This is a genomic window from Pseudomonas fluorescens, assembly GCF_002837185.1.
Taxonomy (GTDB): Bacteria; Pseudomonadota; Gammaproteobacteria; order Pseudomonadales; family Pseudomonadaceae; genus Aquipseudomonas; species Aquipseudomonas fluorescens_AM.
In genome coordinates, this window is the sequence record NZ_KZ477990.1 from 21,519 (window position 1) to 35,321 (window position 13,803).

Genomic DNA, 13,803 nt, shown 5'->3' on the forward strand with positions numbered 1-13,803 from the left:
AGGGGCTTGCCCCCTCCCACATTTGGTTTGCGGTGTGTCAGATATTGGCGCGCAGGATGCTGTCCGGCAGTGACTCACCCTGCTCGACACTTGCCGCAACGGCCGCGATCAACCCTTGCAAGTCATACCCCTGCCCCGCCAGCCACGCCGGATCGTAGTAAGTGGTGGCATAGCGCTCTCCCCCATCACATAGAATCGCCACGATCGACCCCGACTCCCCCGCCGCTTTCATCTGTTGCGCAGCCACCAGGGCACCGATCAGGTTCGTCCCGCTGGAGCCTCCCACTCGCCGCCCCAACCGCTCGGCCAGGTAATGCATGGCCGCCAGGGACAGCGCGTCCGGCACCTTGACCATCGCATCGATCACAGCAGGCAAAAACGAGGCTTCGACCCGTGGCCGGCCGATACCTTCGATCCGCGAACCACAGTCCAGGCGCAGGCTGGCGTCGCCGCTCAGGTAATAATCGAAAAACACCGAACGTTCGGCATCGGCGCACAGCACGCGGGTGCGATGCTGGCGATAGCGCACATAGCGTCCCAGGGTCGCGGTAGTGCCGCCGGTACCCGGACTGGAAATCAGCCAACTGGGCTCCGGGTGCTGCTCGAAGCGCAACTGCTGGAAGATCGACTCGGCGATGTTGTTGTTCGCGCGCCAGTCGGTGGCGCGCTCGGCGTAGGTGAACTGGTCCATGAAGTGGCCGCCGCTTTCCTGCGCCAGCCGTTCGGACTCGGCATAGATCTGCGTAGGGTCCTGCACCAGGTGGCTCTTGCCGCCATAAAAGGCAATCTGGGCGATCTTTTCCTGGGAGGTGGTGGCGGGCATCACGGCAATGAACGGCAGGCCGAGCAGGCGCGCGAAATAGGCTTCGGAGATGGCCGTCGAACCGCTGGAAGCCTCGATCACAGGTGCACCCGGCTTCAGCCAGCCGTTGCACAACGCGTACAGGAACAGGGAGCGCGCCAGCCGGTGCTTCAGGCTGCCGGTCGGGTGGCTGGACTCATCCTTGAAATACAACTCGATACCCGGCAAGCCCGGCAATGGCAACGGGATGAGGTGGGTATCGGCGCTGCGCTGGAAATCCGCTTCAATGATACGAATGGCTTCGCGGGCCCAGGGACGGTGGTCGCTCATGACGAGGCTTCTCTAAGGATTTGGGCCTGATATTAGGGGGTTTCCTACACTGCACACAGATACAGTAACGACTCAATTGGACACACAATTGCTAGGCTTAGACGCAACGCCAGCTCTACCCGACGCTTATAACAAATAAGAATATAACTTTTGTTTTAACAACTAACGGTACGGGTTAGGGTACCCACCTATTGAACCTGGATTGGAGAGCATCCCTTGCCTCTGCGTAGCACTTTCACCCGTTTCTTCCAGCTGGAGGCCGCCAGCGGCCTGTTGCTGATCGCGGCTGCCGCCTTGGCGCTGATTATCAACAACTCACCGTTGTCACACCTGTACGGCGCCTTTCTCGACACGCCCGTGGTGGCCCAGGTTGGCGCGCTGCAAATCGCCAAGCCCGCCTTGCTCTGGATCAATGACGGCCTGATGGCGTTGTTCTTCCTGCTGATCGGCCTCGAAGTCAAACGCGAGCTGCTCGACGGTCACCTGTCCAAACCGTCGCAGGTCGTCCTTCCGGGTGCGGCGGCTATCGGCGGCATGGTCGTACCCGCGCTCATCTACTGGGCATTGAACAAGGACAACCCTGCGGCCCTCGGCGGATGGGCAATCCCGATGGCCACGGATATCGCCTTTGCGCTGGGCGTCCTGGCACTGCTGGGCAAACGCGTGCCGGTGTCGCTGAAACTGTTCCTGATGACCCTGGCAATCATTGACGACCTGGGCGCTATTATCGTCATTGCGCTGTTCTATTCCGCCGACCTGTCCGGGGCTTCCCTGGCAGGCGCAGCGGCATGCTTGATCGCGTTGATTGCGATGAACCGCCTGGGTGTGGTCAAGCTCGGGCCGTACATGATCATCGGCCTGATCCTGTGGGTGTGCGTGCTCAAGAGCGGCGTGCACGCCACCCTGGCCGGGGTGACCCTGGCGTTCTGCATTCCACTGCGCACCCGGAACGCCGAAACCTCGCCCCTGCTGACCCTGGAACATACCCTGCACCCGTGGGTGGCCTACGCCATCCTGCCGCTGTTCGCGTTTGCCAACGCCGGGGTGTCCCTCACCGGCGTCAGCCTCGAAAGCTTTACCCACCCTGTGCCCATGGGCATCGCCGCCGGCCTGTTGATCGGCAAGACCATCGGTGTGTTCGGCCTGACCTGGCTGGCCATCAAGACCGGTATTGCCTCACTGCCCAGCGGCGCGAACTGGGGCCAGGTGCTGGGGGTAGCGATTCTGTGTGGTATCGGCTTTACCATGAGCCTGTTTGTCGGCTCACTGGCCTTCGTACCGGGCGTCAGCGAGTTTGCCGGCGAAGATCGCATGGGGATTCTGACCGGTTCGATAGTGGCGGCGTGTATCGGTTATGCGGTAACGGCGCTGGCGAGTCGCAGGAAAGCCGTCATTTCCTAGTTGAGGTGATAGCCAAACACCAAAAAGCCGCCTCGAACTGAATCGAGGCGGCTCCGCTTCTCAGACCTTACAGGTCATCGAAACTGTCCCGCAGGAATACCCATACGGGATAAACACGCAGGGCATTCACTACGAGGTTCCACGTACGTCGTGCAAACTTAGACATACTCGGCCCTCCAAACGTTGGGCCTTACCTCCAGCGCACTTACCGGAACATGTGAGCCTTCGGGTGCACGTCAGTGCTCCTGTGAGGCGGGCCGGGTTTATGGTCCTCGTGCATCAATCCGGCACGGATTACTAGCCCGTGGCAGTCGGTCCAAAATTTGCGCGCGAACCCGGCCAACCTACTTCACGAAGAGCGCAGAACGACGGCGATACTAGCCCAACTGTCGCGCCAGGGTGTGACAGACAAAAGCTGATTACACTATGGAGTTGTTGCTCGTTTTTGCAGATTAAAATCCACAAAAAAGATCATTACATCAATGAGAACCACTGATCCTCAAGCCTTGCTCTGCGCGCTGAAAAAGCAGTAGTATCGTGAACACGTCAGTGCTCCCGTGAGACCGCAAGCCCGTGCCAAAGTGGGCCTGCAATAAAAAACCGCCCTACTAAGGCGGTTTTTTATTATGTGCGATTAAGTTTTTTCTAAACGACAAGCTCATGGCCTATTAAACAAAAAACCCCAACCCGTCACCCGGTTGGGGTTTTTCTTTGCCTTTCGCTGACCGCTTAGCGGGTAACGCGGCTGGTACCGTCAACCGTCATGATGCGTACGCGGTCGCCAATGCGGAAAATTTCATTTTCCTGCACGGCTTGTACGTAGGCGCGCATGCTGCCGTCGTCTTCGCGAACGGTGATTTCCACGCCCTGGGTGCGAGTCAGGCCTTCTTCGGTGGCCGATCCCAGCAGGCCGCCGGCTACCGCGCCGATCACAGCGGTGACGATACTGCCACGACCGCCGCCGATGGCGCTGCCGCCAACGCCGCCGATGACTGCACCGGCAGCGCCGCCGATTGGGGTTTTGGTGCCTTCGATTTTCACCGGACGCAGGGATTCAATAGTGCCCATGCGAACGGTCTGTACACGACGCGCCTCGTCACGGGAGTAGGAGTCGCCGGTCAGACTCGAGGCGCAGCCACCCAACAGCAAGGACAGGGTAGTAAAGCAGGCAACTAGTAAAACGGACTTACGCATAGCATCAACTCCAAAGGACAGGTATTCATTAAACGCTGCGGCTTGGCGCCTGTCACGGCAAGCCAGGCAGAAAAGTGCTTTCATTCAGCCTGAGTACAGACTTCCGACACCACAAGATTCGACGAACGGTAGCTAAGCCGCACCATGCCATAGCCTGGTTGATCAGTGTAGCCATACAGCCGAAAACGCCGAAATCTCGTACATAAAGACTTCGGCGCGCAGGGCATGATTCAGATGGAATGACGAAAGGAGCCGCTCAAGGCGCAAGACGCGCGCGCGTCCATTGGCCCGCTTGCAGCCGATAGTCGAGACGATCATGCAGGCGACTGGCGCGGCCTTGCCAGAACTCGATGCGCTCCGGCAGCAAACGATAGCCTCCCCAATGCTCGGGGCAATCGGGCTGGGTGTCGCTGAAACGTTGTTCAGTCGCCTTGAGCAGTTGCTGCAGTTCTTCGCGATCACGAATGACCTGGCTCTGCGGCGATGCCCACGCACCCAGGCGGCTGCCCAGGGGGCGCACCTGATAATAAGCATCCGACTCTTCAGGCGTGACCTTGACCACGCGCCCTTCAATACGCACCTGGCGCTCGAGGGTCGGCCAGAAAAACGTCATGGCCGCGAACGGCCGCGCCGCCAGTTGCTCACCCTTGGCGCTCTGATAGTTGGTAAAGAAGGTAAAGCCCTGTGCATCCAGGCCTTTGAGCAACAGGATGCGACAGTGCGGCCGACCGTCCTGGTCGACCGTCGCCAGGGTCATGGCATTGGCCTCCACCGGTGCCTGCTCGGTTTTCACCGCATCGGCGAACCATTGGTGGAACAAGGCAAACGGCTCGTCCGGGGCCTGGGCCTCGCTCAAACCGTCCCGTGTGTAGTCACGGCGCATATCGGCCAGTGCCTGGGTCATGCGGCTTTATCCTTGTGGTTCAACGGATCAGTTTTTCGCCTGGTCGTTGCTTGCCGGTGCAGCAGCCTTGGCTTTGGCCGGAGCCGGTTTCTTCGCAGCCGGTTTGGCCGGGGCCTTTTTAGCGGCTGACTTGGCGGCTGGCTTGGCGGCAGCTTTCTTGGCCGGTGCTTTTTTCGCTGGAGCTTTTGCCGCCGGGGCCGGTGCGGGAACGTCCTGCACGGCAACCATTTCAGCCACAGGCGGGGTCTTGCCCGAGTTGTACTGGCTCAGCAGCGCCAACATAGTTGAACGCTGAGTGAACATGATTTCCATGCGACGATTCAGCGCACGGCCCTGGGAACTGTCATTGGCGGCGCGCGGCATCAGGTCGCCCATGCCACGCAGCATCAGGCGATCCTGCTTCAAACCGCTGAGGCTGAAAATCGAAGCGATCGACTGCGCACGTTCCTTGCTCAGCGCCTGGCTGGCCGGAGCGCTGCCGGTGGCATCAACGTGGCCCAGAACCAGTACGGCGGTCTTTGGGTCCGCTTCAACGGCCTTGGCAACGCGCGTGAACGGGCCCAGGGTCACCGGCAGCAGCATCGCCGGGCGTTTCGGGTTGTATGAACCGTCTACCGGGGCGATCACCACCAGTACGTTGTCGCGACGTTCCAATTGCAGGTTGCTGTCCTTGATCGCGGCGCGCAGGCGCGGCTCGTAATCGTCCAGCCAGGCCTGGGTGATTTTCGGATCGGGCATCTGCACGTTGGTCACATCGACCTTGGCCAGTGGCTTGGGCTTGGTATCGAACGGCCACCACCAATGGGCTTCGGTGTCGGTCTTGGCCACGGGAGCCGGGGTGGCGGCCTGGAGGTCCGCTTTCAGATCGGCCTTGGCCTCGGCGGCCTTTTCGTCGGCGCTCTTGGCGGCGAATGGCCACCAGTTGAAACCGGTGTCGCTCTTGGCTGCCGGAGCAGGCGCCGCGGCGACAGGCGCAACAGGCTTGGCATCGGCAGCAGGCTTGGCATCCGGTTTGGCGTCGGTCTGGGTCACTGCGTCCTTGGTAGCAGCCTTATCCGATCCAAATGACCACCAGTGCCCACCTTCGGCATCATTTTGTGGAGTTTGTGCACAGCCAGTAATAGTGAGGCACAGCGCCAGTGCCAAGGACTTGTTCGATAACATGAGATATCCACAAAATGAGAAAAAACCAAGGGGCCAAATGCCCCGTTAACCAGACGCTTAAAGAACATTGAAGTTACATCATTGCGTTCAGCGTCTTCTTATACGTGTCTTTGTAACAAAAAATTGTGAAACAGCAAGGGGTTTATAGACAACCGGCCAATATTCCGACCAACTTCTGAGCCCGTGGGTCCATAAGTACATAGGGCCCCAGCGTATTAGTCACAAAACCGAAGGCTACATCATGCTCAGGGTCGGCAAACCCTACCGAGCCCCCTGCCCCGGGATGCCCGAATGCGCGCGGGCCAAGGCCGAACGTAGCATTGGGCACCTGCGGTTGATCCAACATGCAACCCAGGCCGAAACGGGTTTGGGTCAATAAGGTTTTATCCGCTCCGATACTGTGTTCACGGGTCAATTGTTCGAGCATCTCGCTTTCCAGCAAACTACCATCCAATAAACCACTATAAAACCCGGCCAGGCTGCGTGCATTACCGTGACCATTTGCCGCGGGTTGCTGCATACGCCGCCATTCGGGTTTATTAGTGCTGGTCAGAATAGACGGCGGGTTGGCAAATGCACGCGTAGTCATCGCCGTGGGTTCACGCATCATTACTTGAAGTAACCGTTGTGCCGCGGCATCGCCCATATTGCCTTTGCTGCGGGCTATATGGGCGACACGGTAAAACTCTTCGTCCGCCAGGCCCACGTGGAAATCCAGCCCCAACGGCCGCGCCACCCGCGCCACGATAGACTCGCCAGGCCCGCGCCCATCGGCACGGCGCAACAGTTCACCGACCAGCCAGCCATAGGTGATTGCCTCGTAGCCATGGCCCTGGCCGGGTGTCCACCACGGCGCTTCGGCCGCCAGGGTATCGACCATCAGTTGCCAGTCGTACAAGGCTTCGGTGGGCAGCATCTCGCGGATCGCCGGCAGCCCGGCCTGATGGCAGAGCAACTGGCGCAAGGTAATGGACGCTTTGCCCGCCGCGGCAAATTCCGGCCAGTAATCGGCCACGGGCGCATCCAGCTTCAGTTTGCCTTCGGCCACCAGTTGCAGGGCGGTGACCGCAGTGAAGGTCTTGGTGCAGGAGAACAGATTGACGATCGTGTCACTGTGCCACGCTTCGGCGCCGTCCTTATCGGCGGTACCGGCCCACAGATCGACAACCGTCTCGCCGCCGATCTGGATGCAAAGCCCGGCACCGCGCTCCTGAGGGTCATCGAACAATGCGGCAAACGCTTCACGTACCGCTTCGAACTGGAGCTCGTAATGACCCTGAATCTGCACCGGAACGACCTCAAGAAAACTGCATGAAAAGTGACCGACATTGTTCCAGCCATTGTAGGATTTGTGAACCCGTCAACGACGAATCAATGACCATTTCCGGAGTGCCCGCCGGCATGCCCGGCGCCCTGGCCGGCATCTTTGCCCGCCTGGCCCGAGCGGCCGCCTTCGCTCTCACGGGCCGCACCGGTCGCCCTGGCTTTTTCAGCCTCCTTACCCAACTGGTCGACCGCCGCGAGATTGCTTTTACGCACGCTGTCGACAAACCCCTGAAAGGGCACATCAGTCATGCCCACCAGGCCGAAATGGCCGTTTTCACCGTCCAGCAGGCGTCCGGTCACGGGCTGGTCAAGGTACTGGAACCAGTGCACGCCGACAATCGACGGCTCCGCCATGGCTTGCTTGAGGAAGGCGGCATAGGCCGCGCCGCGCTCTTCTTCACGGGCCAACTGCGTCACACCGCCCCAGAACGGGCCACGGTCGGTCGAGCCAAAGTTGAATTCGGTGATCAATACCGGTTTGTCGAGTGCGCGCAGGGCGGCGAAGTCATAACCGTCCTGGGGCTTGAGGGTATACATGTTGAAGCTCAGCACATCGCAATACTGTGCACACGACGCCACGGCCTCGGGGGTGCTCACGGCATAACGCCCGCCCAGCAGCAGTTGGTTGGGGGCGTGCCATTTCAGCGAGTCGGAGATGGTCTTGAAGTAGGCATCGGCAAAAGTCTTCTGGAAATACTTGAAGTCGGCCTCGATTTCAGGGTGTTCCGGGTCAGGCATCGGCGGCTCGAAGCCGGGGTCTTCCATCAGCTCCCAACCGGCCAGATGGATGCCCCAGGCTTTGGACAGACCGTCTTCATTGCGGTACTTGTCGCGCAGTTGCTTGAGGAAAGCACGCTTGGCCGGTACGTCGGTGGTCATGCGCAAGGTGCCGTAGGCCAGGGCATAGCGCGATTTTGCGTCGTCGCCAGGGCCGGCCCAGGCCAGTTCGTTGTCGGCGAAGAAGCCGATCAGCCACGGGTCGTCGCGATGATCGCGAGCGGCGATGGCCACGGCGCGCTCAGTGGCCATGGCGAAGCGTGGGTCGAACGGGTCGGGCATGCCGCCCCACCAGTCGGTGCCGGTGCTGATGCTGGCGTAGTCACCCACAATCGACAGCGGCAAGGTGTAAGGCACACGGTCGGCCTTGGCCAGGTCCGGCTCGCTCCAGTTGCCCACGGTGTTGAAGCCCCAGGCTTGCAGACGGTCGAGGGTATGGGTCACCCAGCGTTTCTGATCGAAGCCGTCACCGCCGTAGGTGCGCTGCAGGTTGGCGCCATAAAAATCATACCAGCGCCCCGCGCCGAAACCGCGACCCTCGCCCGCGCCGTTACCGGTACGGTTGTCGCCACGGCCGTAATACTTGTCGAAGGGTTCACCGGCCTTGGGCAGCGCCGCAAACATCCACTCCCGCCCCGCCACGTAGGTCTGGCTGTTGTCCGCAGCCACGGTATTGACGCCCAGCGAGTAGAACGGATGGCCCTGCGGCGTGACCAGATACCAGCGACCGTCGCGCTTTTCAGTGCGGAAGAAGCCGCTGGCGTCGAACGCCGGGCCTTTGTTCCAGCCGCCGTACTGATCCAGGGCGGATTTGTCACGCTCGGCAAGCCATCCCTTCAGTTGTTGCTGCTCCTTGGCGGCTGCGGCCTTGAGCTGTTCGTCGCTGCTGACTTTTTCCGGCCAGCGCGCGCGGGTGGACTGGCCGTAAGCGTCCACCAGTTCGCTGTAGGCGGCCTTCATCACCGGTTCGCTGTCTTGCACGCCAAAGCGCTCCAGCAGGATGCTTTGGGCGGCATTGGGTTTGATCATCGACAGCGTCACCGACACCACTTGGCTGCGGTCGACTTCCCCGGCGCTGGCGGCCAGCAAGACACGCTGGCCGTCCATGGTCATCGGCATCGGCGGGCCGGCCTTCATGCCCTGGCTCAGCGGCGAGTTGGCTTGCAGTGGCACCAGCAAGGTCTGGGCCGGGCCGGCCGGCAAGTCGATGCGGCTGACCAGGGTCCTGCCGTCGGCACTTTGTACTTTTACGTAAAGGGTCAACGCCCAATTCATGGCGCTCTGGATGCGCAGGCTCATGGCACCCGATTGCGACCAGTCCCACACGCCGGTTTGCGGGCTGAGCACCAGGCTCGGCTCGGCCGCCGGGTTGAAGGTGATGCGGCGCAGCACCTCGCCCTCCGGGGTTTGTTCGGCGTTGTATTGCGGCAGGCTGGCGTCCTGAGTCGCCACCTTGACCACATCGGCGGGCCGGACGAAGTTGAACAGCGTTTGTTGCCCGGCCGGCGCGGCCATCAAGGGCGCGGCGAACAGCAGGGCAAAAAGAGCGGGCAGCGTGCGAATCATACGAACAAGGTTCTCCCAGACGGCCGGTGAATGGCCTGATGACATACTTGAGATAGACCACGAAGTGGACGAGTTCGCCCACCGTGGCTTAAGAAATTTCGCGCCTGAAAGGCGGCAAGGCATTCAGGATTGCCTTGCCATAGCGCTGGGTGACCAGGCGGCGATCGAGCAACGTGATGGTGCCCCGGTCCTGCTCGGTGCGCAGCAAGCGCCCGCAGGCCTGCACCAGCTTGAGCGAAGCGTCGGGCACCGAGATTTCCATGAACGGGTTGCCGCCGCGTGCTTCGATCCATTCGGCCAGCGCCGCTTCGACCGGATCATCCGGCACCGAAAACGGGATCTTGGCGATGACCACATGCTCGCAGTAGGCACCGGGCAAGTCCACGCCCTCGGCAAAGCTCGCCAGGCCGAACAACACGCTTGAATCACCGCCATCGACCCGCGCCTTGTGCTTGTTCAAGGTTTCCTGCTTGGACAGGTTGCCCTGGATGAACACCTGTTTACGCCAGTCGCGGTCAAGACCGTCAAACACATCCTGCATCTGTTTGCGCGACGAAAACAGCACCAGGGTGCCCCGCGAGCCTTCCACCAACTCGGGCAGGTCGCGGATGATCGCCGCCGTGTGCGCCGCCGCGTCCCGTGGGTCGGCCTTGAGGTCGGGCACCCGCAGGACGCCAGCATCGGCGTGATGAAACGGGCTCGGCACCACCGCAGTGACGGCCTTTTTCGGCAGGCCGGCGCGCATGCGGAAGCGGTCGAAGGTGCCCAGGGCGGTCAGCGTGGCCGAGGTCACCAGGCAGCCGTAGGCCACGTTCCACAGGTTGCGGCGCAGCATTTCGGCGGCGAGGATCGGGCTGGCATTGACCTCGATATCGAACAGCGCACCGCTTTCCGCCAAGGTCAGCCAGCGCGCCATCGGCGGGTTGTCTTCCGGGTCTTCGACGGTAAAGGCCGTCCACAACTCCCAGTTGCCCTGGGCGCGGGACAAAAGGCTGCCGAACAGCGGGTACCATTCTTCGGCCTGGTTGCTGGCGATGCCGATGTTGACCTCGCCGTCCATGCCTTCCTTGAGCAGGTCGGTCAGACGGGTGAACAGGTCGGTGAGACGGGAAAAGCCTTTCTTCAGCTCAATCCCCATTTCGCGCATATGCTCGGGAATCATCCCGCCCACAAACCGGTGACGCGGCCGCTCACGGCCTTCCACGTCTTCGCCGGGCTTGAAGTCGGCCACCTGCTCGCAGGCACTGAACATGAACTGCTGCTGGGTCTTGATCTCCCGCGCCAATTCCGGGACTTGCTCGATCAATTTGCCCAGGTCGCCGGGCAGCGGGTGCTGGGCCAGTAACTTGGTGAGATTCTTCGCGGTGGTCTCCAGCCAGTCGGCGGTGGAGCGCAGGCGTGTGTAGTGGGCGAAGTGTCCGATAGCCTTGTCGGGCAGGTGATGGCCTTCGTCGAACACATACAGGGTGTCACGCGGGTCCGGCAGTACCGCGCCGCCGCCCAGGGCCAGGTCGGCCAGCACCATGTCGTGGTTGGTGACGATCACATCGACCTTGCCCATGCCTTCGCGGGCCTTGTAGAAGGCGCACTGACCGAAGTTGGGGCAATGGCGGTTGGTGCACTGACTGTGGTCGGTGGTCAGGCGCGCCCAGTCGGAGTCTTCCAGGGCGGTGGGCCAGCTGTCGCGGTCGCCGTCCCATTTATTACCGGCAAGTTTTTCGATCATGCTGGTAAACAGTTTCTGGCTGACTTCGTCGACTTCGATCTTGAAGCCTTCTTCTTCGAAGAGCGAGGCGGTGGCGGTCTGCGCATGGCCTTCCTGCAGCAGCACGTCAAGCTTGGACAGGCACATGTAACGGCCACGGCCCTTGGCCAGCGCGAATGTGAAATTCAGCCCGCTGTTGCGCATCAGGTCAGGCAGGTCTTTGTAGACGATCTGCTCTTGCAGGGCGACGGTCGCGGTGGCAATCACCAGGCGTTTGCCGGCGGCCTTGGCGGTAGGGATCGCGGCCAGGCTGTAGGCTACAGTCTTGCCGGTACCGGTGCCGGCCTCGACGGCCACGATCGCGGGGTCGCCACTGCGCCGGCCTTCGTCGTCGGTGTCGATATCCCCGAGGACCTTGGCCACTTCGGCGATCATCAGGCGTTGGCCGTAGCGCGGTTTCAAGCTCTTGGCTTCGAGAAAACGCGTGTAGGCGCCCTGGATCGTAGTTTTGAGTTCAGTGCTGATCATGGATAGTCGGGCGCAAAAAACGCTGGATAAATTTTCAGTGGTTCGGATCGGCCGCTATCATACCCCGCTAATTAATCCCGCGCAGAACGGAGTACCACAATGACCGCGTTTAGCCTCGCTTACACCCTGCATGTAGTGGCCGCCCTGATCTGGGTCGGCGGTATGTTTTTCGCCTGGATGATCCTGCGCCCCGCCGCCATGGCGGCCCTTGAGGGCCCTGCCCGGCTGAAGTTGTGGGCAAATGTGTTTCAACGTTTTTTTGTATGGGTGTGGGTGGCGGTGCTGATTTTGCCGATCAGCGGCGTCGGCCTGCTGCACCTGCGCTTCAACGGTTTTGAAACGGCGCCGCGCTATGTGCAGGTGATGATGGGCTTGTATCTGGTGATGACGGCGCTGTTTATCCGCATCCAGGCGTTGAAGTTTCCGGCATTGAAGGCGGCGGTGGCGGCTGAGGACTGGCCGGCGGGCGCGGCTGCATTGGGGCAGATTCGCAAGTTGGTGGGGATCAACTTGATTGTGGGGTTGGTGGTGGTGGCAATTGCTTCGGCTCGGCCGATGGTTTGAATGGAGCTACAAGCTACAAGCTACAAGCTACAGGCCACAAGCCACAAGGCTTTTCACTTGCAGCTTGCAGCTTGTAACTTGCGGCTACAGTTCTATTAAAGCCGCTGAATGGTCACCGCCCCCGCAGGCCCGGCCGGCCCCGGCTGCCCTTCCAAGCCCGAGCGGCCTTTTTCACCGCCATCGGCGCGGTACACCAGGCAGCCCTTGGACTGACCGCCCTTGCCGGGTTTACCCGCAACACCGGCCAAGCCCCCAGGCCCGCCGTCCACCAGGACCTTGATCTGATCAGCCGGGAAGGCCTGCGGCAACTCCACGCGCACTAACGCACCCGACGCACCCGGTAACCCATCGCCGCCGTTATCGCCATTGAACCCACGCCCGGCCGAACCCCAGGTGCAACCCGGATCGACGCCATTGGCGCCATCCAGGCCGGCATACCCCTGGGCACCGGCGCCACCGCGGGCATCCACCGACAGTTCTTCTGCAGTCAGCGACTCGATACGCAAGGTCAAGTCACGCCCCGGCTTGGCTGGCCTTTCATGGGTGCCGGGCGCGCCGCGAGAGGTGATCTGGCTGCCGTGATCCAGTTGAGCCTGGCGCACCTGCAACTGCAGCGCGGTAGTGCCGGGGACGATGGCGATACGTGCTTCACGTCCCAGATGCAGTTCCTCCACCGCGATCTGACTGATGGTGGCCGGAATCAACAGGGTGCCGTAGTCCGCCACGTCCAGGCGCTCGAGCTGCAACACGCTGGTGCTGCTGGGCAGGCGCATCAACGAATGGGTTTCAACACTGACACTCTGGGCCAGGGCAACGGGGCTGACCAACAGGGCCAGCAGAAAAACCTTACGCATCATGGGGCTCCCGAGTGTTTCCGAATTTTTCTTTGGACGCACAGTAACGACTTCTACAGGCGATTTGCCAGTGAAGGATCAAAAAACTTCAGAAGGCCCGGCTCAGGCACCGGCGCTATTGGCACTGATGCGCTAGGCCCGCACGCCCAGCCGCGCTAGTCTCTAGGGTCCTGATGTGAGGATCTTAAATGACCGCTGGAATTTCTTCCCGTACACCCCAGCAAGCGTTGGCCGCGCTGCTGGACCTGCACGCCCCCAAACGCCTGTTGTTGTTGGGCGCCAGCCAGTTTCCCGCACTGGATGCGTTTAAAACGGCGCATCCCGATGTGCGTGTCAGCATTGCCCCACCCGGACCGTTGCCCGCCGAACTGGCGGCGCAGCGTTTTGACCTGGCGCTGGTGGTCGATTGCCTTGAACACCTGCCCAAATCCCAGGGTCTGACGTTGCTGGGCGGCATTCGCAACCTCAATGCCAGCCGCATCGCGGTGCTGGTGGACCTGGGCGCCTGCGACTGGAAGGACACCGATTTTTTCTCCCTGGCCCTGCAGGCCGGCGAACGCTTTGAGCGCAATGAGCAGGTGCTGACGCTGTTTACCTATGATCTGCTTGACTATAAACAAGTACCCGACTGGCTCAACGCCCGCTTCTGGGCCAACCCGGAAAATTTTGGCAAGTATTGGTGGTAACA

The 13,803-nt window shown here is 61.2% G+C and carries 11 protein-coding genes; 3 read left to right on the plus strand and 8 right to left on the minus strand.

Annotation, left to right across the window (positions count from 1 at the left end):
- Positions 1–37 precede the first annotated feature (37 nt).
- On the minus strand, positions 38–1,132 hold the full coding sequence (locus tag CIB54_RS07355; protein WP_065951978.1) for a PLP-dependent cysteine synthase family protein: 1,095 nt from the start codon (positions 1,130–1,132) through the stop codon (positions 38–40).
- Positions 1,133–1,348: 216 nt separating this feature from the next.
- On the opposite strand from CIB54_RS07355, the gene nhaA reads away from it, so the two are divergent.
- The gene (nhaA, locus tag CIB54_RS07360) at positions 1,349–2,533 is read left to right on the plus strand and encodes a Na+/H+ antiporter NhaA (RefSeq protein WP_101219329.1); all 1,185 of its coding nucleotides are present in this window, start codon (positions 1,349–1,351) and stop codon (positions 2,531–2,533) included.
- A 729-nt stretch (positions 2,534–3,262) separates the two neighbouring features.
- Here nhaA and CIB54_RS07365 read toward each other — a convergent pair.
- The 6 genes from CIB54_RS07365 to dinG form a co-directional block, all read right to left on the minus strand.
- Positions 3,263–3,727: an outer membrane lipoprotein gene (locus tag CIB54_RS07365; protein WP_003189251.1), complete on the minus strand. Its 465-nt coding sequence runs from the start codon at positions 3,725–3,727 to the stop codon at positions 3,263–3,265.
- Positions 3,728–3,983: 256 nt separating this feature from the next.
- Positions 3,984–4,631 (minus strand): pyridoxamine 5'-phosphate oxidase, encoded by a 648-nt coding sequence (pdxH, locus tag CIB54_RS07370; protein ID WP_065951976.1) that lies wholly within the window; start codon positions 4,629–4,631, stop codon positions 3,984–3,986.
- 27 nt (positions 4,632–4,658) lie between these two features.
- On the minus strand, positions 4,659–5,795 hold the full coding sequence (locus tag CIB54_RS07375; protein ID WP_065951975.1) for an OmpA family protein: 1,137 nt from the start codon (positions 5,793–5,795) through the stop codon (positions 4,659–4,661).
- 142 nt (positions 5,796–5,937) lie between these two features.
- A complete protein-coding gene (locus CIB54_RS07380; protein ID WP_065951974.1) occupies positions 5,938–7,083 on the minus strand; it encodes a serine hydrolase domain-containing protein in 1,146 nt (381 codons plus the stop codon).
- Positions 7,084–7,166: 83 nt separating this feature from the next.
- The gene (locus tag CIB54_RS07385; RefSeq protein WP_101219331.1) at positions 7,167–9,464 is read right to left on the minus strand and encodes a beta-galactosidase; all 2,298 of its coding nucleotides are present in this window, start codon (positions 9,462–9,464) and stop codon (positions 7,167–7,169) included.
- Between the two features lie 88 nt (positions 9,465–9,552).
- Positions 9,553–11,697, minus strand: coding sequence for an ATP-dependent DNA helicase DinG (dinG, locus tag CIB54_RS07390; protein ID WP_065951972.1), 2,145 nt, complete (start codon positions 11,695–11,697; stop codon positions 9,553–9,555).
- Between the two features lie 99 nt (positions 11,698–11,796).
- Here dinG and CIB54_RS07395 point away from each other — a divergent pair, with 99 nt between their 5' ends.
- Entirely contained in the window at positions 11,797–12,261 is a 465-nt protein-coding gene (locus CIB54_RS07395; RefSeq protein ID WP_065951971.1) for a CopD family protein, read from the plus strand.
- A gap of 95 nt (positions 12,262–12,356) precedes the next feature.
- On the opposite strand, the gene CIB54_RS07400 is transcribed toward CIB54_RS07395, so the two are convergent.
- Entirely contained in the window at positions 12,357–13,115 is a 759-nt protein-coding gene (locus CIB54_RS07400; protein ID WP_065951970.1) for a collagen-like triple helix repeat-containing protein, read from the minus strand.
- A 188-nt stretch (positions 13,116–13,303) separates the two neighbouring features.
- Here CIB54_RS07400 and CIB54_RS07405 point away from each other — a divergent pair, with 188 nt between their 5' ends.
- Entirely contained in the window at positions 13,304–13,801 is a 498-nt protein-coding gene (locus tag CIB54_RS07405) for a DUF6231 family protein (protein ID WP_065951969.1), read from the plus strand.
- The last annotated feature ends 2 nt before the right edge of the window (positions 13,802–13,803 follow it).

Bases quoted from the DNA above. Each gene is read 5' to 3' on its own strand.
- CIB54_RS07355 (WP_065951978.1), bottom strand. From the start codon at position 1,132: ATGAGCGACCACCGTCCCTGGGCCCGCGAAGCCATTCGTATCATTGAA.
- CIB54_RS07365 (WP_003189251.1), bottom strand. From the start codon at position 3,727: ATGCGTAAGTCCGTTTTACTAGTTGCCTGCTTTACTACCCTGTCCTTG.
- pdxH (WP_065951976.1), bottom strand. From the start codon at position 4,631: ATGACCCAGGCACTGGCCGATATGCGCCGTGACTACACACGGGACGGT.
- CIB54_RS07375 (WP_065951975.1), bottom strand. From the start codon at position 5,795: ATGTTATCGAACAAGTCCTTGGCACTGGCGCTGTGCCTCACTATTACT.
- CIB54_RS07385 (WP_101219331.1), bottom strand. From the start codon at position 9,464: ATGATTCGCACGCTGCCCGCTCTTTTTGCCCTGCTGTTCGCCGCGCCC.
- dinG (WP_065951972.1), bottom strand. From the start codon at position 11,697: ATGATCAGCACTGAACTCAAAACTACGATCCAGGGCGCCTACACGCGT.
- CIB54_RS07395 (WP_065951971.1), top strand. From the start codon at position 11,797: ATGACCGCGTTTAGCCTCGCTTACACCCTGCATGTAGTGGCCGCCCTG.
- CIB54_RS07400 (WP_065951970.1), bottom strand. From the start codon at position 13,115: ATGCGTAAGGTTTTTCTGCTGGCCCTGTTGGTCAGCCCCGTTGCCCTG.
- CIB54_RS07405 (WP_065951969.1), top strand. From the start codon at position 13,304: ATGACCGCTGGAATTTCTTCCCGTACACCCCAGCAAGCGTTGGCCGCG.